Annotated in this window: 22 protein-coding genes; 7 read left to right on the top strand and 15 right to left on the bottom strand. The window is 74.5% G+C overall.

The annotated features are described in order from the left end of the window. Positions 1-179 precede the first annotated feature (179 nt). The 4 genes from ACFXAM_RS27785 to ACFXAM_RS27770 form a co-directional block, all read right to left on the bottom strand. On the bottom strand, positions 180-737 hold the full coding sequence (locus ACFXAM_RS27785) for a GNAT family N-acetyltransferase (RefSeq protein WP_380295218.1): 558 nt from the start codon (positions 735-737) through the stop codon (positions 180-182). 433 nt (positions 738-1,170) lie between these two features. Beyond that, positions 1,171-1,854 carry a transglycosylase SLT domain-containing protein gene (locus tag ACFXAM_RS27780; RefSeq protein WP_380295216.1) on the bottom strand — a complete coding sequence of 228 codons (684 nt, stop codon included), beginning with the start codon at positions 1,852-1,854 and terminating at the stop codon, positions 1,171-1,173. A gap of 455 nt (positions 1,855-2,309) precedes the next feature. Beyond that, entirely contained in the window at positions 2,310-3,248 is a 939-nt protein-coding gene (locus tag ACFXAM_RS27775; protein WP_380295214.1) for an EI24 domain-containing protein, read from the bottom strand. 151 nt (positions 3,249-3,399) lie between these two features. Beyond that, positions 3,400-4,854, bottom strand: a complete 1,455-nt coding sequence (locus ACFXAM_RS27770) for an amino acid permease (RefSeq protein WP_380295212.1) — start codon at positions 4,852-4,854, stop codon at positions 3,400-3,402. Between the two features lie 267 nt (positions 4,855-5,121). On the opposite strand from ACFXAM_RS27770, the gene ACFXAM_RS27765 reads away from it, so the two are divergent. Beyond that, the gene (locus ACFXAM_RS27765; protein WP_380295220.1) at positions 5,122-6,405 is read left to right on the top strand and encodes a metallophosphoesterase; all 1,284 of its coding nucleotides are present in this window, start codon (positions 5,122-5,124) and stop codon (positions 6,403-6,405) included. Positions 6,406-6,422: 17 nt separating this feature from the next. Here the strand turns inward: ACFXAM_RS27765 and ACFXAM_RS27760 are convergent, their stop codons facing one another. Next, positions 6,423-6,638 carry a hypothetical protein gene (locus ACFXAM_RS27760; protein ID WP_380295211.1) on the bottom strand — a complete coding sequence of 72 codons (216 nt, stop codon included), beginning with the start codon at positions 6,636-6,638 and terminating at the stop codon, positions 6,423-6,425. Between the two features lie 137 nt (positions 6,639-6,775). On the opposite strand from ACFXAM_RS27760, the gene ACFXAM_RS27755 reads away from it, so the two are divergent. Both ACFXAM_RS27755 and ACFXAM_RS27750 read left to right on the top strand, forming a co-directional pair. Then, the gene (locus tag ACFXAM_RS27755; RefSeq protein ID WP_380295209.1) at positions 6,776-7,768 is read left to right on the top strand and encodes a Ku protein; all 993 of its coding nucleotides are present in this window, start codon (positions 6,776-6,778) and stop codon (positions 7,766-7,768) included. A gap of 37 nt (positions 7,769-7,805) precedes the next feature. Beyond that, a complete protein-coding gene (locus tag ACFXAM_RS27750; protein WP_380295207.1) occupies positions 7,806-8,090 on the top strand; it encodes a hypothetical protein in 285 nt (94 codons plus the stop codon). A 60-nt stretch (positions 8,091-8,150) separates the two neighbouring features. On the opposite strand, the gene ACFXAM_RS27745 is transcribed toward ACFXAM_RS27750, so the two are convergent. The 5 genes from ACFXAM_RS27745 to ACFXAM_RS27725 all read right to left on the bottom strand — a co-directional run bounded on the left by ACFXAM_RS27745 (position 8,151) and on the right by ACFXAM_RS27725 (position 14,403). Next, positions 8,151-9,881 carry a DUF2079 domain-containing protein gene (locus tag ACFXAM_RS27745; RefSeq protein WP_380295205.1) on the bottom strand — a complete coding sequence of 577 codons (1,731 nt, stop codon included), beginning with the start codon at positions 9,879-9,881 and terminating at the stop codon, positions 8,151-8,153. A gap of 59 nt (positions 9,882-9,940) precedes the next feature. Then, positions 9,941-11,476: a DUF2079 domain-containing protein gene (locus tag ACFXAM_RS27740; RefSeq protein ID WP_380295203.1), complete on the bottom strand. Its 1,536-nt coding sequence runs from the start codon at positions 11,474-11,476 to the stop codon at positions 9,941-9,943. Between the two features lie 271 nt (positions 11,477-11,747). Then, positions 11,748-12,203, bottom strand: a complete 456-nt coding sequence (locus tag ACFXAM_RS27735; protein ID WP_380295202.1) for an RICIN domain-containing protein — start codon at positions 12,201-12,203, stop codon at positions 11,748-11,750. A 370-nt stretch (positions 12,204-12,573) separates the two neighbouring features. Beyond that, positions 12,574-13,977: an NADP-dependent succinic semialdehyde dehydrogenase gene (locus ACFXAM_RS27730; RefSeq protein WP_380295200.1), complete on the bottom strand. Its 1,404-nt coding sequence runs from the start codon at positions 13,975-13,977 to the stop codon at positions 12,574-12,576. A gap of 144 nt (positions 13,978-14,121) precedes the next feature. Next, on the bottom strand, positions 14,122-14,403 hold the full coding sequence (locus tag ACFXAM_RS27725; RefSeq protein WP_380295198.1) for a DUF6158 family protein: 282 nt from the start codon (positions 14,401-14,403) through the stop codon (positions 14,122-14,124). A gap of 202 nt (positions 14,404-14,605) precedes the next feature. Here ACFXAM_RS27725 and ACFXAM_RS27720 point away from each other — a divergent pair, with 202 nt between their 5' ends. From ACFXAM_RS27720 to ACFXAM_RS27710, 3 genes are read left to right on the top strand one after another with little or no spacing between them, the layout of a single operon-like run. After that, the gene (locus ACFXAM_RS27720; protein ID WP_380295196.1) at positions 14,606-15,202 is read left to right on the top strand and encodes an ArsR/SmtB family transcription factor; all 597 of its coding nucleotides are present in this window, start codon (positions 14,606-14,608) and stop codon (positions 15,200-15,202) included. Next, complete coding sequence (locus ACFXAM_RS27715; protein WP_380295194.1) at positions 15,199-16,479, top strand: MFS transporter; 1,281 nt, start codon at positions 15,199-15,201, stop codon at positions 16,477-16,479. Before ACFXAM_RS27720 ends, ACFXAM_RS27715 begins: the two co-directional genes overlap by 4 nt. A gap of 44 nt (positions 16,480-16,523) precedes the next feature. After that, a complete protein-coding gene (locus tag ACFXAM_RS27710; RefSeq protein WP_380295192.1) occupies positions 16,524-17,534 on the top strand; it encodes an adenosine deaminase in 1,011 nt (336 codons plus the stop codon). Positions 17,535-17,631: 97 nt separating this feature from the next. On the opposite strand, the gene ACFXAM_RS27705 is transcribed toward ACFXAM_RS27710, so the two are convergent. The 4 genes from ACFXAM_RS27705 to ACFXAM_RS27690 all read right to left on the bottom strand — a co-directional run bounded on the left by ACFXAM_RS27705 (position 17,632) and on the right by ACFXAM_RS27690 (position 20,393). Then, positions 17,632-18,243 (bottom strand): vitamin K epoxide reductase family protein, encoded by a 612-nt coding sequence (locus tag ACFXAM_RS27705; RefSeq protein ID WP_380295190.1) that lies wholly within the window; start codon positions 18,241-18,243, stop codon positions 17,632-17,634. Continuing rightward, entirely contained in the window at positions 18,240-19,064 is an 825-nt protein-coding gene (locus ACFXAM_RS27700) for a DsbA family protein (RefSeq protein ID WP_380295188.1), read from the bottom strand. Before ACFXAM_RS27700 ends, ACFXAM_RS27705 begins: the two co-directional genes overlap by 4 nt. Positions 19,065-19,148: 84 nt before the next feature. Next, positions 19,149-19,808, bottom strand: coding sequence for a hypothetical protein (locus ACFXAM_RS27695; protein ID WP_380295187.1), 660 nt, complete (start codon positions 19,806-19,808; stop codon positions 19,149-19,151). 87 nt (positions 19,809-19,895) lie between these two features. Then, on the bottom strand, positions 19,896-20,393 hold the full coding sequence (locus ACFXAM_RS27690) for an SRPBCC family protein (RefSeq protein ID WP_380295185.1): 498 nt from the start codon (positions 20,391-20,393) through the stop codon (positions 19,896-19,898). Between the two features lie 117 nt (positions 20,394-20,510). Here ACFXAM_RS27690 and ACFXAM_RS27685 point away from each other — a divergent pair, with 117 nt between their 5' ends. After that, entirely contained in the window at positions 20,511-21,380 is an 870-nt protein-coding gene (locus ACFXAM_RS27685) for an Fpg/Nei family DNA glycosylase (protein WP_380295183.1), read from the top strand. Between the two features lie 85 nt (positions 21,381-21,465). Here ACFXAM_RS27685 and ACFXAM_RS27680 read toward each other — a convergent pair whose 3' ends face one another. Beyond that, entirely contained in the window at positions 21,466-22,320 is an 855-nt protein-coding gene (locus ACFXAM_RS27680) for an SAM-dependent methyltransferase (RefSeq protein WP_380295182.1), read from the bottom strand. Positions 22,321-22,894 lie beyond the last annotated feature (574 nt).

Raw genomic sequence — 22,894 nt, 5'->3', positions numbered from 1 at the left:
TCTTCACCCTGACCGTCGGCTCGCTCGGCATGCGCGGCCTGACCGACCTGGCGGGCGGTCACCCCATCGGCGGATTCCGCGATCTGGTGGAGCTGGTCACCCTGGTGACGGCGATCGCGGTCGGCCTGCTGGCGGGTGAGGTGGCGGCGGCCGTGCGGCGCCGCCCCTGACGGGATCGTTCAGACCGTGCGGGCGGCCGCCGCGTGCGCCCCGACGGGTACGCCGGCCAGCTCGCGGACGTACCGGTCGAGCGCGCTCCCGGGAGGCTCCGGCATCCGCCCGGCGTACCGGAAGCCGGCCCGCCGGGCCACCGCCGCCGAGGCGTGGTTCTCCGGGTCGACCCGGATCACGCCCTCCCGCGCGCCCTCCTGCGCCGCGTACCCGCACACCAGGTGCACCGCCCTGGTGACCAGGCCCCGCCCGCGGAAGGCCGGGTAGAGGCCGTAGGCGATGTTGACCTGCCCCGGGCCGAGGCACGGCATGGCGAACCGCAGGTCGATCGTGCCGGCGAGCACCGGCTCGGGCCCGGTCCGGATCCCGAACACCCGGGCCGGCCCCCGGTACACCCACTGCGCGGTGCACCGGCGCACGTACTCCTCGGTGCCCGCCCGGGTGCTCGGGCCGCCGTTCAGCCACCGCACCAGCAACTCGTCCTCGCCCGCGAGGTGCGCGTCGATGTCCTCGGCCCGGAACGGGGTGAGCGTGACGACCCCGTCGGAGAGCCTCACCTGATCCATGGGTCCCACTCTCGCGCCCCGGACACGCCCGGGACCACCAGGATTTCGGCCGACCTGGATGCCGGTCGCACGGCCTGCACGACGACGACGGCCCTGCGCGGCGGCGGGCGCCGACTGGCGGTCCGTGGAGCAGGACGTCGGCGGGGCCGACTTCTTGCGTCGCGTCGCTGCCGTGACGTGGTCGGGCTGTGGGTCGGCGCGGGCTTGCGGCCTCAATCCGTCTGCGGGTTGGGGTAACGGAGCAGGAAGTCGGCCTGCCCGACTTCCCACTCCGCCGGAAGGCACCGACCCGGCAAGTGGAACCGGCGCGGAGCGGGCATCCGGCGCACGCCGTCCGCCGCTACGGGGCGTTGCGGGCCGGTGGCCTGCCCGCAAGGCCGCGAGCCCGCGGGCGGAGGGCCTGCGGGCTCGTGGTGGCGGGGGCGGGGGTGGCTCAGTACCAGTGGTGGGACTGCCAGAACGCCCAGGCGCCGCACGGGCTGCCGTAGCGGGAGTTCATGTAGTTCAGGCCCCACTTGATCTGGGTGACCGGGTTGGTGCGCCAGTCGGAGCCGGCCGAGGCCATCTTGGAGCCGGGCAGGGCCTGGACCAGGCCGTAGGCGCCGGAGGACGGGTTGGTCGCGGTGACGTTCCAGCTGCTCTCGCGGGACACGATGTTGTTGAAGCACTGGAGCTGGCCGGCCGGCACGATCTGGGCGGCGATCTCGCGCGGGCTGCCGGAGTACGACGGCTTGCTGTTCAGCGCGGAGCGCTCCTGCGAGCGGGAGGCGGCGGCCGCGGCGTCCGCCTTGGCCTTGGCGTCCGCCTGGGCCTTCGCCTCGGCCTCGGCCTGGGCGGCGGCCTGCGCCTGGGCGGCGGCGTCCGCCTCGGCCTGCGCCTGCGCCTGCGCCTGGGCCTGCGCGGCAGCCGCAGCGGCGGCGGCCTGGGCATCGGCCTGGGCCCGGGCGTCCGCCTCGGCCTGCGCCTGCGCCGCGGTGTCGACCACCGCGGCGGCGGGGGCCTCGGCGACGGCGGTCCCGCTGTCGGGGACGGCCAGGGCGGCGGTTGCCGCGCCCGCCACCACCAGGGTGGCGATCCCGGTGATCAGCGAGTTGCGGCGGGCATGGCTGAGCTGCATGAAGCGGACGATCCTTTTCCGTCGGGGTGCCGTCGGGGCGCGTCGGGCGCGCTCGGGGGGCAGCCGCGCTGCCCGGCGACGGGCCATTCTTGGCAGAGCCCGGCGGGGGCGGCAAAGCGCTCGGCTACGACGGGCGGTAGTGGAGCGGATGGCCCGGAACGGCGAAGCGCCCGGCCGATGGCGGGCGCTTCGTGGCGATTTGTCCGTTTCCGTGAATCGATGGTCGCACCGGCGGGCCGTCGAGGAACCGACGGTCCGAACCGGCCCACCGCCTGCGTCGTTGCGCTCCGGCGACGCCCGGCCGCCCGGGCCGCGGCCCTGCGGGCGGCGCACCGCGGACCCCGGCCGGGACGACGCCGCGCGGCCGGCCACTATCGGCGGCAGTAGACCGCCCGGCCCCTGTGGGAGGCCTCACACGCGGGCGGCGGCGGGCCGGACGCAGGGTGACGGGGCACTCACGCGCTCCGGTACGGATGGGGCTCCACCGGCTCCACCGGCTGCGCCGGGGCGGCGTACGGGTTGCCGTCCACCGGCCGCCGCGCGCCGTACTCCGGCAGCTCCGGGACGGCCGCCGCGTCCGGCCGCTCGCCGTGCCCGCCCTGCTCGCCCTGTTCTCCCTGCTCGTCGCCGTCCTCCGACGACGGCCGGGGCTCCTCCCCGACCGGCACCAGGTCGCGCGCCAGCAGCGTCGCGCCGGCCACCGCGCCGGGCATGGCGATCACCGTCACCAGCGGGACCAGGAACCCCAGCACCAGCGGCACGCCGAACCCGAGCGCCAGCCCGAGCCGCCCGCGCAACAGCCGCAGGCGTTCGCGCTGCGGCACCCCGCGCCGCTGCAGGCCTACCGAGGTCAGCTCCAGGGTGAGGAAGAAGCCGGAGACCAGGAAGCCCAGCACCGGCACCACGGTCTGCCCGACCACCGGGATGAACCCGGCCGCGAACAGCAGCACGCCGAAGCCGCCGGCCCGCACCAGGACGAAGAGGCTGTCCCGGGCCGCCACCACCAGCTCGCGCCAGAGCGGAACGTCCGGCGGGGTCGGCGCACCGCCCTCGGTCTCGTCGACCTTCTCGCACAGCGCCTCGTAGAACGGCTGGCCGACCAGCAGCGTGACCGCGGTGAAGGTGAGCACGGAGAGCAGCAGCCCGCCGACGAAGACCACCGCGGCGAGCGTGGTGCGCAGCAGGTCCTGCCAGAGCGAGGACCAGGAGTCGGCGAACGGGGTGGCCCACTCGGCGATGTCCCCGGCCCAGCCGCCGAGGAAGAACAGCGCCACCGCGTAGCCGGCCAGCGTGATCAGTGCCGGGATCATCCCGAACGCCCACCAGCGGCCGTGCCGCCCCACCCACTTCTGGCCCTTGGCCAGGTACCCCATCCCCGCTGCAAGATCTCGCATGAGGGGAAAGAGTAGGGGGCGGCGCGTCGCCGGGTCATGTCCGCCGCGTCACGGAACGGCACCGGAAAGCGGCGCCGGAAACGGGGCCGGGCCCGGGAGCCTCCGCAACGGCTCCCGGGCCCGGTGTCCGCGGGCGGTACTGCGGTCCGGCTCAGGATGCCGGAGCCACCGCCGCGGCCCGCCGCCGACGGCCCACCACGGCCGACGCCGCCAGCACGATCGCCGCGGCGACCAGCGACAGGTACATCTGCTTCCGACCGTCGGCATCGGTGAACATGTACACCACCACGAACCCGATCATGCCGATCGCGGCCCAGGTGAGGTACGGGTACAGCCACATTCGGACGGTCAGCCGCTCCGGGCTCTCGCGTTCGAGGATCCGGCGCATCCGCAGCTGGGAGAAGCAGATCACGAGCCACACGAAGAGCGCCACAGCGCCGGACGAGTTCAGCAGGAAGGCGAAGACGGTGTCGGGCGAGGTGTAGTTGAAGAACACCGCCACGAAGCCGAAGACCACCGAGGAGAGGATCGCCACCCGCGGCACGCCGCGCTTGCTGACCGAGGCGAAGGCCTTCGGCGCGTCGCCGCGCTGCCCGAGCGAGAAGGCCATCCGGGAGGCGGTGTACATGCCCGAGTTGAGGCAGGACAGCACGGCCGTCAGCACGATCACGTCCATCACCCGGCCGGCGCCCGGGATGCCGACATGCTCCAGCACCGCGACGTACGGGCTGCCCTTGACGGCGGCGGAGTCCCACGGCAGCAGGGTGACCACGAGCAGGATCGAGCCGAGGTAGAAGATCCCGATCCGCCAGATGACACTGTTGGTCGCCTTGCTGACCGCCCGCTCCGGGTCCTCGGACTCGCCGGCGGCCAGGGTGACGATCTCGCTGCCCATGAAGGCGAACACGACGGTGAGCATGCCGGTGAACACCGCGCCCACGCCGTGCGGCAGGAAGCCGCCGTGGCCGGTGAGGTTCTCGGCGCCGACCGCGTGGGTGCCGGGCAGCAGGCCGAACACGGCCAGCGTGCCGACCACCAGGAAGGCCGCGATCGCCACCACCTTGATCCCGGCGAACCAGAACTCGAACTCGCCGTAGGAGGCGACCGAGCCGAGGTTGGTGGCGGTCAGGACGGCCATCACGATCAGTGCGAAGGCCCACTGCGGCACGCCGGGCATCCAGTTGTTGAGGATCTTCGCACCGGCGGTGGCCTCGACGGCCAGCACCACGACCCAGAAGAACCAGTACAGCCAGCCGATGGTGAATCCGGCCCAGCGGCCGAGCGCCCGGTCGGCGTACGCCGAGAAGGAACCGCTCTGCGGGTCGGCCGCGGCCATCTCGCCGAGCATCCGCATGACCAGCACGACCAGCACACCGGCCAGCGCGTAGGAGAGCAGGATGCCGGGGCCGGTGGCGGCGATGCCCGCGCCGGAACCGACGAACAGGCCCGCGCCGATCACGCCGCCGATGGCGATCATCGACAGGTGGCGGTTCTTGAGCCCGGCCTTGAGCCGGCCGTCGCCGCCGTGGCCGTGACCGGGGGAGCGGTCGTTCTTCGGGGGACCGGCCGGCGAGGAACCGGCCTGGGTGGTGGTGTCCGCACGCATCGTGAGGGTGCCCTGTGCCTTTCCGGCGCGGCCTGACCCTCGGCTCGAACGCCGGAGGGTGGGGGACGGATCCGCGCATTGCGGTGCAACCTAGCCGCTACCTCCGGCTATCGGAACAAGGCACCGGCAACTGTTCGGTGAGCGGACGCAAAAGGCCTGGTCAGGCCAGGTGGGAAGGTCACCCGGAAAGCTCAAATCTGACGCAGCGACAGCACGTTGGGGCCCCGTGGCGGGGTTTGTCAGGCGGCCGTCCATACTGTCCGCGTGATGATCGTCCTCGTGGTGCTCGGCGCCGTCCTCGTCCTGGCCCTGCTGACCCTCGTCCACTGGTACCTCTGGCGCCGGCTGGTGCGCGACGTCTCGGTGCCCGGCGGCGGCTGGCGCCGGACGGGCACGGTGCTGGCCGTCGCGCTGCCGCTGCTCTCGCTCGGCGCGCTGGTCGGCGGGCGGGTGTTCCCGATGGCGGTCCAGCGCTGGTTCGCCTGGCCGGGCTTCCTCTGGCTGGCGGTGCTGCTGTACCTGCTGCTCGCGCTCGGCGTCGGTGAGCTGCTGCGGCCGCTGCTGCTGCGCCTGCCGGCCCGGCGGGCCGCACCGGGCGGGCCGGGTGCGGCGGGAGTGCCGGGTGCGGCGGAAGTGCCGGGCGTACCGGACGCGCCGGCCGCGCCGGCCGCGGAGGAGGCCCCCGTCAGGGCGGGTGACGAGCCGTCAGCGTCCGTCGCCCCCTCGCCGGAGCGGCGGCTGTTCGTCGCCCGGGCGGTCGCGATCGGCGCCTCCGGCGCGGCGGCGGCCGTGGTCGGCACCGGGACCTACGGGGTGCTGCGCGGACCGCGGCTCAAGCAGGTCACCGTCCCGCTCGCCAAGCTGCCGGTCCGCGCCCACGGGTACCGGATCGCCGTGGTCAGCGACATCCACCTCGGCCCCGTCCTCGGGCGCGCCCACACCCAGCGGATCGTCGACACCATCAACGCCGCGAGGCCCGACCTGATCACCGTCGTCGGCGACCTGGTCGACGGATCGGTGCCGGAACTCGGCCGCGACGCCGAACCCTTGGCGCAGCTGCGGGCCCGCGACGGCGCCTACTTCGTGACCGGCAACCACGAGTACTTCTCCGGCGCGGCGCCCTGGGTGGACTTCGTCCGCGAGCTGGGCGTCCACCCGCTGCAGAACGCCCGGGTCGAGCTGGGCGGCTTCGACCTCGCCGGCGTCAACGACATCGCGGGGGAGCGCGAGGGCGACGGCCCCGACTTCGGCAGGGCGCTCGGCGACCGGGACCCGTCCCGCACCGCCGTCCTGCTCTCCCACCAGCCGGTCACCATCCACGACGCCGTGCGGCACGGCGTCGACCTCCAGCTCTCCGGCCACACCCACGGCGGGCAGCTCTGGCCGGGCAACTACCTGGCGGAGCTGGCCAACCCCACGGTCGCGGGGCTGGAGCGCTACGGCGACACCCAGCTCTACGTGACCCGCGGCGCCGGGGCCTGGGGGCCGCCGGTCCGGGTCGGCGCGCCGTCCGACATCACCATCGTCACGCTGGCCTCGCTGCGGGCCTGACCCCCGCGCCAGGGCCGTCACGCCTCGGTCACCTCCAGCAGGACGATCCGCCCCGCGTCGGCCGGCCGCCCGGTGAGCCGGGCGGCCAGGACGGCCGGGATGTCGGCCTCCCGCGAGTACCCCGGCACCACCGTGACCTCGGCGCACCGCACCTCCGGCTCGCCGGCCAGCGCGTACCGCACCCGGTACGTCGTCGCGGCCGGCGGCGGGGCCGGCCCGGTGCTGCGCCCCATGCCGTCCATCCTCCCAGGGACGCCGGGCGGCATCCTGTGGCCGAACGGGGCAAACCCGGGCAGAGTGGATAGCCCCGGGCCCGGACCGCCCGGGCGGCGCGACACCACCGGGACGGCTCCGGGAAGGAGCGACCCCCATGCAGACCACCTGGAAGGGGACGATCAGCTTCGGTCTGGTCTCCATCCCCGTCCACCTCTACTCCGCCACCAAGGAGCACGACGTCCCGCTGCACCAGGTGCACGCCCGGGACGGCGGCCGGGTGCGCATGAAGCGGTACTGCGAACGGGAGGAGAAGGAGGTCCCGTACGCGGAGATCGCCAAGGGCTACGAGTCGCCGGACGGCCGGACCGTCACCCTCACCGACGAGGACCTCGCCGACCTCCCGCTGCCCAGCAAGAAGATCATCGACGTGCTGGCCTTCGTCGACGAGGGCGAGATCGACCCGCTGATGTTCTCCAAGGCCTACTACGTCGGCGTCGCCGACAAGGCTGCCGCCAAGCCCTACGCGCTGCTGCGCGACGCGCTCGTGGAGTCCGGCCAGATCGCCGTCACCAAGATCGCGCTCCGGACCAGGGAGTCCCCGGCGGTGCTGCGGGTGCACGACGGCACACTGGTGCTCCAGACCTGCATCTGGCCCGACGAGGTCCGCCCGGCGGCCGGCATCGCGCCGGAGGAGAAGGTGACCGTGCGGCCGCAGGAGCTGAAGATGGCGCGCTCGCTGATGGAGACCCTCTCCGAGGACTTCGACCTCGACCAGCTCCACGACGACTACCAGCAGGCGCTCCAGCAGGTGATCGAGGCGCGGCTGCAGGGCGTCGAGGTGCCGCACGAGGAGGAGGCGGGGGCGGCGCCGGACAACGTCATCGACCTCATGGAGGCGCTGCGCAGCAGCCTGCGGCAGGCCAAGGACGCCCACCCGGGCCGCACCCGGGCGGACGGGGCCGGGGAGCCCGGGGAGCCCGAGGGGCCGGCCGATGAGCCCGCCGAGAAGAAAGCGGCTCCGCGCAAGCGGGCCGCCGCGAAGAGGACCACGGCGGCCGAGCCGGCCACCACCGCGAGGAAGACCGCGAAGTCCGCCGCGAAGAAGACCACGACCCGGAAGACCGCCACTCCCCGGAAGGCCTCGTGACCTCCCCTGACACCCCCCCCCCCGGAGGCGATTGCCGATGGACCTCATCACCTACAAGGCCCTGGACACCGGCCCCGACGCGCCGGAGCACCCGAGCTGGGCGCACCGGGCCCTGCACTGGCTGTGCAGCCTCACCCCGACGGCCGTCGTCTTCATGGTCGGCCTCTCGCTCGGCCTCGGCGCCGTCGCCTCCCAGGTGACCTGGCTGCCGATGCTGGTGGTCTTCAGCATCGTCTGGGGCGCCACCCTGCTCGCCCTGGCCGGCGTGTTCGTCCGCTGGCGGACCTCCCTGCCGGGCCGGCACCGGGCGGCGGTCGCCTGACCCCGCACCGGGCGGTGTCCCCGGCCCCGCACGCGCGGGACCGGGGACACCGGCGCGGGCTCAGCCCTTGAACAGGTTGTGCCCGACGTCGGGGGGGACGATCTCCTTCACCGGCACACTCGTCCCGTCGGGGACCCGCGCGCCGGGCACCGGCTCCCCGCCCTCGCGGTGCAGCAGCACCACCCCGTCCTCCGCCCAGACCTGCCGGTACCCGTGGGCGAGCAGCAGCCCGATCCGCTCGGCCTGCTCCTGCGAGGTCTGGAACGGGAAGGTCCGGGTGTCGGAGCGGATCAGGACCCAGTCGCGCCCGCGCGGGGTGGCGTCCACCAGGACGACGTCGGTGCGGCCGACCAGCCGGGGGACCACCTGGTTGTCGGCCTCCACCAGCGCGCCGTCCGGGATCCGCGCGGCCCCCCGGACGAGGGCGGCGTTGCTCGCCGAAGGGCGCCAGGAGGCCGGCGTCAGCAGGCTGAGGCCGCCCAGCAGCAGGCTGCACACCAGCGAGCCCGCGACCACCGCCGTGCCCAGGCCGTGGGCGGCGCGCCGGTGCGCCCCGCCCCGCAGGTACAGCCGGCCGAGCACCTCCAGGACGGCGGTGAGCAGCACCGGCCAGAGCAGGGCGTCGTAGTGGTGGGCGATCGACCAGTGGTTGGGGTTGTCGGAGAGCACGCGCTCGGCGAGCAGCGGCAGCAGGCAGAGCGTGGTCGCGGAGCGCAGCGGCAGCAGCAGCAGGGTGCCGAACAGCCAGAGCAGCAGCAGTGGTTTGACGGGGGCGTCGGTGGCGGTCCGGAGGAGCAGCAGAGGGTCCCCGAGCAGATGGGCGAGCGCGCTGCGGGCGTCCGGGCCGATCGGGCCGTACACCCAGTAGTAGTCCGGCTGCCCGCCCATCGCGGGGATCAGTCGGACGATGGCGAGTGCCGAGGCCAGCGGGCCGCCGACGAGCAGCGCGGCGCCGAGGGCGAGGCCGCGGCGGTCCCCGGCCCGCTCGCCCCGCCGGTCGCCGCGCGGGCGGTTGCGCCAGAGCAGGACCAGGCCGTGGACGCCGACCAGCAGGCCGAGGTCCTCCTTGGTGGCGCAGAGCAGGGCGGCGGCGAGGGCGGCGGTGCCGTAGCGGCGGGCGAGGCCGCGTTCGAGCATCAGCAGGATCAGCGGGACGGCGAAGGCCACCTCGTGGAAGCCGCCGCGCCCGGCGGCCAGGAGCGGCCAGCCCAGGCCGTAGACGAGGCCGGCCAGGTCGGCGATCCGGCCGACGGCCCGGGGGTCCGCGGTGGCGTCGCTGCCGTCGGTTCCGTCGGCACCGACGCCACCGTCGTGCCCGGCGGCGGTGGTGCGAGTGGCGGGCCGGGTGAAGCAGTGCACCGCGATCCGCCGGATCAGCGGCACGCCGGCGGCCAGCAGCAGCGCCTGGGCGAGGATCAGCGTGCGCGGGTCCTCCCGGATCCAGTAGAGCGGGGCGAGCGCGGCCAGGATCGGCGAGAAGTGGTCGCCCAGCAGGGAGAAGCCGGGCGGGAACTCGTGGTGGTAGCTCTTGACCGGGGAGACCGGCAGGCCCCCGTGCGCGTAGCCGGCCACGCCCTGGTGGAAGATGCCGAGGTCGAAGCCGCCGAGCAGGACCGCCGCCCACTGCTGCAGCCCGCAGGCCGCGGTCACGGCGAAGCAGAGCAGGGTCAGGACGGCGGTCCGGCGTCCGGTCCGCGGCCCGGCGGTGCCGGACGCGGACGGGCGGGTGACGCGCGGCAGCAGCGGGCGGTTCGCACGGGTGGACGGGCTGAGCCCGGTTTCGACTGGCACGGGATCCCTGGACTGGTCGGGGGCGGGAGCTGGTCGGGTGGCGGAGGCGGGCCGCCGGCTCAGCCGGCTCCGGGGGTGCCGGGGGCCGCGGGAACCGTCGCGTCGGTTCCGGGCGCCGTCGCGGCGGTTTCGGGCGCCGGGGCGTCGGCTCCGGGTGTGCGCCGCAGCAGCGTGATGCCGTAGTCGCTGCGCACCACCTGGTAGCCGCTGCGCCTGACGGTGGCGAGTTCCTGCCGCTCCTCGTCGGGCGACAGCGGCCAGCCCATCGGCCGGTCCTCGTCGACCACGATCCACTCGGCGGTCGACCACTTCTGCGGCCAGCCGAACACGATGACCTCGCACCGGTCGGTGAGTTGCGGCACCAGCCGGTTGGAGGCGGCGACCCGGGCGTCGTCGGGGACGGCGGCCAGCACCGACCGGGCGGCCTCGACCCGGGCCGGGGTGCGCCACAGGTTGAGGGTGAGCAGCTGGCCGAACGCGAACCCGGGCAGCAGCGCCAGCGTCACCACCGCGCTGGCCGCCGGCGCCGCCCGGACGAGCCACCCGGGCAGCACGCCGCTCCGCTCGCGCGCCTTCACCAGGACGTCCACGAAGGCGGCGAAGACGATCGGCATCAGCACCGCGCTGTAGTGGTAGTTGGTGCCCCAGTAGGCCGGGTTGTTGGAGAGCAGCCGCCAGCCGAGGGTGGGCAGCGCGACGATCATCAGCGGTGAGCGGGCGGCCAGCAGCACGGTCGGCGCGAGCAGCAGCAGGACGGTGGTGACCTTCTCGCCCGGGGTGACCAGGTCGAGCGGCAGGGTGAGCAGGCTGCGGCCGCCGGAGCCGCCGCTCAGGTTGTCCCAGTAGGCGAAGCTGCCCCCGGGGCTCATCGCCGGGAGCAGCACCAGGAGTTCGAGCAGCGACGCGCCGATGCCGAACACCACGGTCGCCGCGCCGGTGCGGCGGTCGCCGCGCCACAGGACGTAGCCGCCGACGGCCGCCACCGTGATGCCGAGGTCCTCCTTGACCAGCACCAGCGGCGCGGCCCAGAGCGCGGCGGCGGTCCAGCGCCGCTCGCCGAGCGCGCAGACCGCGAAGGCGATCAGCGGCACCGCGAAGGTGATCTCGTGGAAGTCGAAGCCGAGCGCGGAGGCGAGCCCCCAGGAGAGCCCGTAGCCGAAGCCGGCGGCCAGCGCGGTGGCCGGCCCGGCGGCGCGCAGCGCCCAGCGGCAGATCGGCACGGCGGCGACGGCCACCAGCGCGGACTGGGCCAGCAGCAGGGTGACGGCCGAGGGGAGGAGCCAGTACAAGGGGGCGAGGACGGCGAGGGCGGGGGAGAAGTGATCGCCCAGCAGGTTGAAGCCGGGGCCCTTGAGTTCGACGATCGGGCCGCGCCCCTCGGCGTAGCCGCGTACGCCCTGCTCGAAGATTCCGAGGTCGTAGCCACTGGTGAACAGCAGTTCGTGGCGGCGGACGGTGAAGAACGCGTAGACCAGGAACAGGGTGAGGGCGAGCGCCCAGGGGATGAACCGCACCCGCCGACCGGCGCGGGCCGGGGCGGCCGACGTGGCGTCGACCACCGTCCCGCGATGGAGTGCTGACGCGAGTGTACTCATGGTCACCGAACATCCCCGTGGTTCCGGGCGGGATTGGACGTGCGGCCGATTTCCGGTCGGCTCTCCGGGGCGGGCGGCCGGCCGTTTCGGCCGTGCGGGAAAGCCGCCGGTGCGAATGGCCCCAGGCCGGGCACCGTAGCACGGGAAAGCCCTCCCCGGTGATTGCTGTTCCAGGGAGGGCGAGCCATGCATGACGAACAGTCAAATCAGAAATGATGAACAGTCATATCATCATTTCGGAAATGCCGTTCGGGCGGTCTGGCGGGTGTCCTCACTTCCACTGCTGGTAGGAGCCGCCGTTGCCGCCCAGCGCGTAGACGTCGCCGTTGCCGTTGCTGTCCAGGTAGAGGCCGGTGGCCACGTTCCGGTAGGTGTTGCCGTAGGTGGACGCGCGCCTGACCCACTTCTGGTAGCTGCCGCCGTTGCAGCTCAGGGCGTAGACGTCGCCGTTGCCGTTGGAGTCGAGGCAGAAGCCGGTGGCCTTGTTCCGCAGGGTGAAGGTGGAGCCGCCCAGGTCGGTCGCGTACCAGCGCTGGTACGAGCCGCCGTTGCCGGGGAGGGTGTAGACGTTGCCGTTGCCGTTGCTGTCGAGGTAGCGGCTGGTGGCGACGTTCTGGAGGGTGATCTCGGTGGCGGCGTTCGCCGGGCCCGCGGCCAGGACGGTCATGCCGCCGGCCAGCACGGCCGCCGAGGAGACGAGGGCGGCGGCACGCTTGAGGGACTTCATCGCGTTTCCTTCCCGTGGTGACCGACCGTTCGGCAGGTCGTCACCGAACTTATCCGGGAATGCCTCCTTTCAGGCCTTTCCTCGCGCGGGACCTGATGGCGTTCAGCCATTCGGCAGGAATCGGCTCAGCTTTTATCAAGATGAGCAAGGGAATCACACAGGTTTGTCGACGAAGTGGTTTCTGTGGAGGGTGTGTCAGTGCCGCGTGAGGGGTGTCGACGCCCGCCCGTCGCGCCCGCGCCATGGATTTCGGGCAAAAGGGGCAAGGGGGGCTCTGGAGAATTGGCCGGATCCGGCCGGGGCGTGCGGCCCCGGCCGGGGGCGCACCAGGCGTGCGGTCCGGGCGCGTGTTCCGGCGGCCCGGCAGGGCCTAGGCGACCCACACCGTGGTGATGTTGCAGAACTCCCGGATGCCGTGCCCGGACAGCTCTCGGCCGAAGCCGGAGCGCTTGACGCCGCCGAAGGGCAGGGCCGGGTGCGAGGCGGTCATGCCGTTGAAGAACACCCCGCCCGCCTGGATGTCCCGCACGAAGCGCTCCTGCTCGGCCGGGTCCTCCGTCCAGACGTTGGAGCTGAGGCCGAACGGGGTGTCGTTGGCCAGCGCGACCGCCTCGTCCAGGTCGGCCGCCCGGTAGACGGTGGCGACCGGGCCGAAGGTCTCCTCGTGGTGGATCCGCATCTGCGGGGTGATGCCGCTCAGCACGGTCGGCTCGTAGAACCACCCGCCGTCCAGGCCCCGGGCGCCCAGGCCCTCGGGCCGGCGCCCGCCGCACTCCACCCGGGCCCCGTGCGCCCGCGCGTCGTCCACCAGGTCGGCCAGGTCGTCGCGGCCCTGCCGGCTGGCCAGCGGGCCGACCTGGGTCGCCTCGTCCATCGGGTCGCCGATCCGCAGCGCCCGCATCGCCTCCGCGAACCCCGCGGTGAACCGGTCGTAGACGTCGGTGTGCACGATGAACCGCTTCGCGGCGATGCAGGACTGCCCGTTGTTCTGCGCCCGCGCCGTGACGGCGGTGGCGACGGCGGCGTCGAGGTCCGCGCTCGGCAGCACGACGAACGGGTCGCTGCCGCCCAGCTCCAGGACGGCCTTCTTCACCACGTCGGCCGCGGTGGCCGCGACCGCCCGCCCGGCGGGCTCGCTGCCGGTGAGCGTCACGGCCGCCACCCGGGGGTCGCGGATCACCCCCTCCACCGCGCCCGAGCCGATCAGCAGGGTCTGGAAGCAGCCCTCCGGGAAGCCGGCCCGCTGGAACAGCTCCTCCAGCGCCACCGCCGTGCGCGGCACGTTGGAGGCGTGCTTGAGCAGTCCGACGTTGCCGGCCATCAGCGCCGGCGCGGCGAAGCGGACCACCTGCCAGAAGGGGAAGTTCCACGGCATCACCGCCAGCACCACGCCCAGCGGCCGGTACCGCACGTACGCGCGGGCCGCCCCGGAGTCGGCCACGTCGGCCGGCTCGGGGTGCTCGTCGGCGAGCAGTGCCTCGGCGTTCTCGGCGTACCAGCGCATCGCCTTGGCGCACTTGGCGGCCTCGGCGCGGGCGGCGGTGAGCGGCTTGCCCATCTCCTCGGTCATCGTCCGGGCGACGGTCTCGCGCTCCTGGTCGAGCAGGTCGGCGGCGCGGCGCAGCAGCCCGGCGCGCTGGGCGTAGGACGTGGTGCGGTACGTCCGGAAGGCCGCCTCGGCGCGGGCCAGCCGCTGTTCGAGGCCGGCGGCGTCCAGCGGTTCGAAGGTCTCCAGGGTCTCGCCGGTCGCGGGGTTCACGCTTGCGATGGGCATCGGGGCCCTCCCAGGGGGTGCGCGGAGTGGACGTGTCGGTCCCCCCACCCTCGCCCACCGTCCGCGCGGGGGCACGCCACCGCCGCCCGGCGTGTCCCGGCGTGTCCCGCGGGCCCCGGCGCGGTCGGTGGCGTGCGGGTCGCGCTACTCGGGCAGCGCCTCGGCCCGGACCGCCGCCCCGCGGGCGCGCGCGCCGGCCCTGGTCCGGCCGGCGACGACGAGGCGGTTGGGGAAGCGGTGCAGGTACTCCGCCTCCAGCTCCCCGGTGCGCCGGGTGTGCCGCTTCAGTGCCTCCTCGGAGCCGTACAGAAAGGTCTCGTGCCTGGTCCGGTGCAGCTGCTCCAGCTCGTGCACCAGGGTGTCGTTGTCCAGGGCGTGCGGGGAGATGCCCTCGGGCCTGGGGTGCGGGGCGTCGGGGTGCCGCATGTCCACTCCTCCTCGGCGTGAGCCGGAAACGGGGAACCGCGAACGGGAAACGGGAACGGAAACGGGAACGGGAAACCGGAACCCCCCGAGTACCCGGTGCCCCGCGAGCCCCTTCCGTACACCCCTGCGGGGGGCGCCGGAGTGCACAAGAGCTCTCGTGCAAGGGTTGTTGCACAAGAGCTCTTGTGGGTATCCTCGCCGCATGACCGAACGCACCGAACCCGTCACGGACGGCGTCCGGCAGATCGCCGACTCCCGCGTCCTGGCCGCCCTCACCCACCCCGTCCGCCGCCGGCTGCTGGACCTGCTCGCGGTGGACGGCCCCGCCACCGTCGGCCTGCTCGCCGAGCGCACCGGCCAGGCCGTCGGCAGCATCAGCCACCACCTCAAGGTGCTGGCCGGCGCCGACCTCGTCGAGGAGGCGCCCGAGCTGGCCCGCGACCGCCGCGAACGCTGGTGGCGCCCGACCGCCGGCACCCCGCGCTGGCGGCGCGCCGACTTCACCGCCGACCCGGCCGCCGAGGCCGTCGCCGACGCGGCCGGCTCGCTCCAGCTGGAACGCCAGGCCGCCCTGGTGCGCGGCTGGTCCGCCGCCCGGCACGACTACCCCGAACCCTGGCGGGAGGGCTGCGCCGTCGCCACCGAGACCTGGCTGCGGCTCACCCCGGAGGAGGCCCGGGAGCTGGCCGGCGAGCTGGTCGAGGTGCTGGCCCGCTGGGCCGCCCGCCCCGTCCCCGAGGACGGCCGCGCCCGGGAATCGGTGTTCGCCTTCGCCCACAGCGTCCCGGCCCGGCCGTGACCGGCACCGAGCTGCGGGGCACGCCCCGGTTATCCGCCGGCCTGTTCGCCGACCGCGACTTCCGGCTGCTCTGGACGGGGGAGACGGTCAGCCGTCTCGGTTCCGCCGTCACCGCCGTCGCGCTGCCGCTGGTCGCGGTGGTCACCCTGGACGCCGGGCCGCTCGCCGCCGGACTGCTGAGCGCGGCCGTCTGGCTGCCCTGGCTGCTGGTGGGCCTGCCGGCCGGGGTCTGGATCGGCCGGTGGGGCCGGCGCGCGGTGCTGGTCCGGGGCAACCTCGTCTCGGCGGTGCTGTACGCCTCGGTGCCGGCCGCCGCCCGGTCCGGTGTGCTGACCTTCGCCCAGCTGCTGCTGGTCGCCCTGCTCGCGGGCACCGCGTCGGTCTTCCTCGCCGCCGCCCACCAGGCGTTCCTGCCGGACCTGCTGCCCCCCGAACGGCTCACCGAGGGCAACGCCAAGCTGCAGGGCGGCGCCTCGGTGGCCCAGGTCGCCGGGCCGGGCGCGGCCGGGCTCGCCGTGCAGGCCTTCGGCGCCGCCGCCGGACTGCTGGCCGACGCGGTGAGCTTCCTGGTCGCGGCGGGTGCGTTGCTGCTGATCCGCGACCGGCGCACGGCGGCCCCGGAGCCGGACCCGGCCCCGCTCGGCCGCCAGGTCCGCGAGGGGCTGGCCTTCGTCCGCCGTGACCCGTACCTCGGCGCGGTGCTGCGCTACGGGGCCGTCGCCAATCTCGCGCTGGCCGGCTACCAGGCGGTGGCGGTGCTCTTCCTGATCCGCGAGCTCGGCGTGGCCCCCTCGGCGGTCGGCTGGCTGGGCGCGGCCGGCGCCTTCGGCGGGGTCGCCGGTGCGGTGCTCGCCCGGCCGGTCACCCGGCGGTTCGGCAGCGCGCGCGGGGTGCTGCTCGCGCTGCTCACCGCCGGCCCCTTCGGCCTGCTGCTGCCGACAGCCCGGCCGGGCGCGGGGGTGCTGCTGTACGCGGGCGGCCTCGCGGTCATGGTGGGCGGCGTGGTGCTCGCCAACGTGGTGCTCGGCAGCTTCCGGCAGCGCTACGTGCCGCCCGCGCTGCTCGACCGGGTGGTGTCCGCCTCGATGACCGCCAACCAGGCGACCATCCCGCTCGGCGCGGTGACCGGCGGCGCCCTGGGCGAGTGGCTGGGACTGCGGCCGGTGATGTGGCTCATGATCCTGCTGCTGGTGGCGAGCGCGGGCCTGCTCGTCGCCTCGCCGCTGCGGCGGGTGCGCGACCTGCCCGATGCGTGGTCAGGGGCGGAGAAAAAGTAGGATGACCACTTCGTATCCGCACCGCAATCCCCGGACAGGCACCGATGCCCCTCCCCAAGGCCGAACTGCACCTGCACGTCGAAGGCACCCTGGAGCCCGAGCTCGCCTTCGCGCTCGCCGCCCGCAACGGCGTCACCCTGCCGTACGCGGACACCGAGGAGCTGCGGCGCGCCTACGCCTTCACCGACCTGCAGTCCTTCCTCGACCTGTACTACGCGCTGATGGCCGTGCTGCGCACCGAGCAGGACTTCGAGGAGCTCGCCGACGCCTACCTGGCCCGGGCGGCGGCGCAGGGGGTGCGGCATGCGGAGATCTTCTTCGACCCGCAGGCGCACACCGCGCGCGGCGTGCCGCTGGCCGTCGTCGTGGACGGCCTCGGGCGGGCGCTGGACCGCAGCGAGGAACGGCACGGCGTCAGCACCCGGCTGATCATGTGCTTCCTGCGCGACGAGTCCGCCGAGTCCGCACTGGAGACCTTCGAGGCCGCCCGCCCCTGGTTCGGCGGCCGGATCACCGGTGTCGGCCTGGACTCGGCCGAGGTCGGCCACCCGCCGGCCAAGTTCCGCGAGGTCTACCGGCGCGCCGCCGAGGCCGGCCTGCACCGGGTCGCCCACGCGGGCGAGGAGGGCCCGGCCGCGTACATCACCGAGGCGCTGGACGTGCTCGGCGTCGAGCGGATCGACCACGGGCTGCGCTGCCTGGAGGACCCCGCGCTGGTCGCGCGGCTGGTGCGCGAGCGGATCCCGCTGACCCTCTGCCCGCTCTCCAACGTCCGGCTGCGCTGCGTCGACACCCTCGCCGACCACCCGCTGCCCGCGATCCTCGACGCCGGGCTGCTGGCCACCGTCAACTCCGACGACCCGGCCTACTTCGGCGGCTACGCCGGGGACACCTTCGACGCCCTCGCCGAGGCGCTCGGCCTGGACGACGAGACCCTGCGGCTGCTGGCCGCCAACTCCTTCCGGGCCTCCTTCCTCGACGAGGAGCGCCGCGCCGCCCTGCTGGCCGAGGTCGCCGCCTACGAGTTCGCGCCGCGCGCCGCCGTCCGGGCCTAGGGAGCGCGGCGGCACCCGGGCGCGGCCGGCGGCTCCGGCGGCCCGGGCCGGGCGACCGCCTCCGGACCGGGACGGTCCGGAGGCGGGGCGGCGGGCGTCAGAGCAGGGTCGACCAGTAGTACCAGAACCGGTTGAGGACCAGCAGCACGATCACCGCGTACCAGAGCGCCGGCACCACCCAGTGGTAGCGCGCCGCCTCCCGCACCACCGGGCGCAGGCCGCGCGGGACCGGGATGATCCCCGCGCGCAGGTTGTGCAGCGTGGTGTACCAGAACAGCGGGATCATCGCCGCCCAGACCACCATGCAGTACGGGCAGAGCGCCCCGATCCGGTACAGCGCCTGGTACATCAGCCAGGTCACGAAGCCGATCCCGAACACCGTCCCGGCCTGCAGGCCCAGCCAGAACCAGCGCCGGTAGGCGGCGCCCGCCAGCAGCCCGGCGCCGATCGCGATCACCACCGCGAATCCGGCGAGGCCGAGCAGCGAGTTCGGGAAGCCGAAGGCCTCGGCCTGGTCGCTGCGCATGATCGAGCCGCAGCTGATGATCGGATTGATGTTGCAGTTCGGGACGTAGGACGGGTCCTTCAGCAGCCGGATCTTGTCCAGCGTGAGGACGGCCGAGGCGAACAGCCCCAGCGCGCCGCCGATCACCAGCAGCAGGGCGAACGGGCGGCTCGCGCCGTGGGTGCGGGCGGCGGGGGCCGTCATCCGGTCACCTGCCGGACCATCGCGGTGAAGTTCTCCGGCGAGGCGGGCGCGCCGCCCGCGAAGACGTCGAGCTTCCTGCCGTCCAGGCGCACGGTCGGGGTGCCGGTGACGCCGCTCTTGTCGAAGGCCTTGTTCACCTGCTGGGCCCACGGCACGTAGGTGCCGTCCTGGACCGCCTTGACGAAGCCGTCGGTCTTCAGGCCCGGCACCTGGCCGGCCAGGTCGAGCAGGTGGTTGACGTCCGCGAAGGCGTCCTCGCGCTCGTCCGGCTGGTTGGCGTAGAGCACGTCGTGGAACTGCTTGAACTTGTCCACGCCCTCGTTCAGCGCCGCGCCGGCGGCGGCCAGCGCGGTGCGCGAGCCCTTCCCGCCGAGGCCCTGGTCGAGGAAGGTCGCCAGGTGGTACTCGATCTTGTACGTGCCGGCGTCGGCGAGCTGCTGCATGGTCGACCCGGTGGTGGTCTCCAGCTGCTCGCAGTACGGGCAGCGGAAGTCCTCGTAGACCTCCAGGGTGTGCGGGGCGTCGGCCTTGCCGTAGGTGATCACGGTGCCGTCCGCGCCGCCCGCGTTGGCCGGCACCACCAGCGGGCCGGAGGCCGCGGCGTCGCCGGAGCCGGAGGAGCCGCCGACGGCGAAGGCCACGCCCGCCACCAGGGCGAGCACGGCGGCGGAGGCGGCGCCGACCACGACGCGGCGGCGGATCCGCGCCGAACGGTCGGCGCGCTCGCGCTCCTCGCGCATCCGCTCGGTGGCGGCCCGGCGGGCGGCCTTGCGGTCGGCGGCGGAGGTGCTCTTGGGGGACTTCTCGGGGGAGGTGCTCATGGGAAGGGTCGTCCTGGTGCTCGTGGATCGGCGTGCGGGCGCGGGGCGGCACGGCCGGCCGAGGACCTCCCGGGTGGGCGCTCCTCAGCGGGCGTGCGCGAGCACCGGCGGCCCGCGCCGGACGGCGGGGCGCAGCACGACGGACTCGGCGGGCACCCGGACGCGGCTGGCGCGCGGGAACGGCACCCGGGCCACCGGGCGGGCCGGCAGCGGGGCGGTGATCAGCAGCAGCAGACGGTCGGCCGCGGCGGGGAAGCGCTGGGCGAAGTCGCCGAGGATCCGCACCGTGCGGGCCACCGAGCGCAGCGCGGCGTCGGCGCTGCGCAGCCAGGCGGCGGCGGCCAGGGCCAGCGCGCCGTGCAGGAGCAGCAGCACGACGAGCCCGGCGGGCCGGGACAGGCCGTGGCCGAGCAGGAAGCCGCCGAGCGAGCCACCGCCGCAGAGCAGCGGTTCGAGGCCGCGGGCGGTGCCGGGCGGCAGCGAGGGGCAGGTCGACTGGGCGAGGTCGAACAGGGCGCTCAGGCCGAGTTCCAGCGGCAGGAAGACCGCCGCGACCGCCCGGTAGCCGCGTTCGCGGCCGGCCAGCGCGAAGGCCACCGCGAAGACGGCGGCGCCGGCCAGGGCCAGCGTGCCGAGCGGCAGCGGACGGCCGGTGACCAGGACCTGTCCGAGCCCCGCGAGCAGCACGAGCAGCGCGGCGAAGATCGCCGCGCGCAGCGTCCTGGGGAGCGGGGCCGTGCTCATGGGACCCGAGTGTGCCACAGGAGGACCGCCGGACGGCGGGTGCGGCGGACCGCTGTGAAGATCCTCACCGCCGCCCCTGAGCTGCGCTTATATGCCGTTTACGGTCACCGTGCCGGGTGCCTCGACGACCGGCGGGGGCGGTGCGGCGGCGGCCGCCACCCGGGCCTCGACGAGTTCCCGGAACAGCGCGAGGTCGCTGCGCACGGCGCGTTCGATCGCCCCGGCCAGCGCGAAGCCGCGCGGCCCGCCGAACACCTCGTGCACCTCCTCCGGGTCGTACTCGACGCGCAGCTGCACCCGGGTGTGCGCGCGGTCGAGCGGGCGCAGCGCGAAGGCGCCGTTCAGCGGCAGGCCGTCCAGGGTGCGCCAGGTCATCACCCGGCCGCGCCCGCGGTCGGTGATCTCGGTCTCGACGTCGCGCCCGGTGCCGGCGATCTCCACCTCCAGGTGGGCGAGGTTGCGGCCGTGCGGCTGGGCACGGCGGACGCCGTCGACGAACCGCGGGTAGTCGTGGACCCGGTGCAGCTGCTCCCAGGCGGCCAGCACCGGTGCTTCGATGTCGATCTGTTCCTCTAGCGTGCTCATGCGGAGCCGGACCTCCTCGGCTGGCGCGCGGTCCACCCCTCCAGCCTGCGCCGCGGGCCGGTGGACGGCAAAGGCGGCGGGCGGGCGGGGCCGGGGCGGCTGCGGGAGACTGGGCGCATGCCGGAACTCCCCGAGGTCGAGGCGCTGACCGCCTATCTCTCCGAGCGGCTGACCGGGCGGGTGATCGCCGAGGTCCAGCCGGTGGCGATCAGCGCGCTGAAGACCTACGACCCGCCGGTGACCGCGCTGGCCGGCCGGACGGTCGGCCCGGTCGTGCGGCACGGCAAGTTCCTCGACATCGAGGCCGGCGGGCTGCACCTGGTCGTCCACCTGGCGCGGGCGGGGTGGCTGCGCTGGAAGGAGGGCCTGCCGGCGCTGCCGCCGAGGCCGGGCGGGCGCAACCCGCTGGCGCTGCGGGTGCGGCTGGAGGGCCCGGACGCGGACGGCTTCGACCTCACCGAGGCGGGTACCAAGAAGGGCCTCGCGGTGTACCTGGTGCGGGAGGCGGCGGAGGTCCCGGGGGTGGCCCGGCTCGGCCCGGACCCGCTGGTCCCCGGCTTCGGCCTGGAGCGCTTCCGTGCGCTGCTGAGCGGCGAGCGGCGCCGGATCAAGGGCGTGCTGCGGGACCAGAGCGTGCTGGCCGGGGTCGGCAACGCCTACTCGGACGAGGTGCTGCACGCGGCGCGGATGTCCCCGTACAAGCTGGCGGCGGACCTCTCGGAGGCCGAGACGGAGCGGCTGTTCGAGGCGCTCGGCACGACGCTGCGCGAGGCGGTGGAGCGTTCGCGCGGGCTGGCGGCGGGGGAGCTGAAGGCGGAGAAGAAGCTGGGCCTGCGGGTGCACGGGCGGACCGGGCAGCCCTGTCCGGTCTGCGGGGACACCGTGCGGGAGGTGTCCTTCGCCGACTCCTCGCTGCAGTACTGCCCGACCTGCCAGACCGGCGGCAAGCCGCTGGCGGACCGGCGGCTGTCCCGGCTGCTGAAGTGAGGCCCGGCGCCGCGGGCGGCCTGCGGGCCGGCCCCGCCCGGTGGGGGTGGGCGGGGCCGGTGGCGGCCGTGGACCGGGGGGTGGCTCAGAGCTTGCGGGCGACGCCGCCCCAGTAGTACGCGGCGTACGGGTCCTCGGGCTGCTCGCCCTCCGGGTGCCAGGACATCACCGGGGCGACACCGGGCTCGATCAGCTCCCAGCCGTCGAAGAACCGGGTGACCTGCTCCTTGCTGCGCGGCACCAGGGTCATCCCGGCGGCCCGGGCGGAGGCGGTCACCTGGGCGACGGCGGCCTCGTTGAAGTCCTGGGTGGGGTGGGTGAGCGCGAGGTAGCTGCCGGAGGGCAGCGCGTCGCGCAGCGCGGCGACCTTGCCCCACGGGTCGTCCTCGTCGGCGATCAGCATCAGCACCGCGATCATCAGCAGGCCGACCGGCTGGGAGAGGTCCAGGGTCGAGGTGAGGGCCGGGTCGGCCAGCAGCTCGGCGGGCTTGCCCAGGTCGGCGTGGATGTAGGTGGTGCGGCTGGCCGGGGTGGAGACCATCAGCGCGCGGGCGTGGGCCAGCACGATCGGGTCGTTGTCCACGTAGACGACCCGGGTGCCGGGGCTGACCGACGAGGCGATCTCGTGGGTGTTCGGCGAGGTGGGGATGCCGGTGCCGAGGTCGAGGAACTGGCGGATGCCGTAGCGCTCGGCGAGGTGGCGGACGGCGCGCTTCTGGAAGCCGCGGTTCTCCTTGGCCTGCGCCTTCATGGTCGGCACGGCCTGCTCGATCGCCTGGCCCATGGCGCGGTCCGGCGGGAAGTTGGTCTTGCCGCCGAGCCAGTAGTCGTAGACGCGGGCGGAGTGCGGGGTGCTGGTGTCGACCCCGTACTTCTCCCACTGGCTCAGCTCGGCGTCGTCGTCGGCGGAGCGCTCGGCGGGATCCTGATTCGTCGTCATGGCCACGTCCTCTGAAGACAGATCATCACACTTGGGAGAGGTCAGAGTAGCGGGCCTGACGGGAATCCGGTCACGGGGTCGGTGAACCGGTCGTGACATGGGCCGTTGGGGTGGTGATCGAGCCCGTCGGGGTTGCCGCTGGGAGGCGGCCCGATGAACGGGGGAGATATCCGCCATGCTGTCTGATCGTCAGATTACTTCGCGAAGATTACTGCTGGTCGCAGCGGGGATGTCGCTGCTCGGACTGTCCGGCTGCGGCCGGGCGGAGGAGGTGGTGCGGGCGGCCCGGGCGGCGTCCGCCCCGGAGCCCGACGCCGTGCCGGACCTCCCCTCCGCCGCCGCGAGTCCGTCCGCCGTCGCGTCGGCGCCCCCGGCGGCCGCTGCCGCCGCCCCGGCCCCGTCCGCCGCCGCTGCCGGCACGGCGACCCCCTCGGCGGTGGCGCCCGCCCCTTCGCCCTCCCCCTCGGCCGCCCCGTCGGCCCCCGCCCCGGCCGCTCCCACCCCCGCGCGGGCGCCGACGGGGGGCGAGAGCCGGCCGGTTTTAGAGCTGGACGCCGGGCAGCGGGGGGTCGGC

It is taken from the genome of Kitasatospora sp. NPDC059462 (genome assembly GCF_042749955.1).
Taxonomy (GTDB): domain Bacteria; phylum Actinomycetota; class Actinomycetes; order Streptomycetales; family Streptomycetaceae; genus Kitasatospora.
The sequence above is the reverse complement of the archived record's forward strand: the minus strand, read 5'-3'. Positions and strand labels throughout refer to the sequence as shown.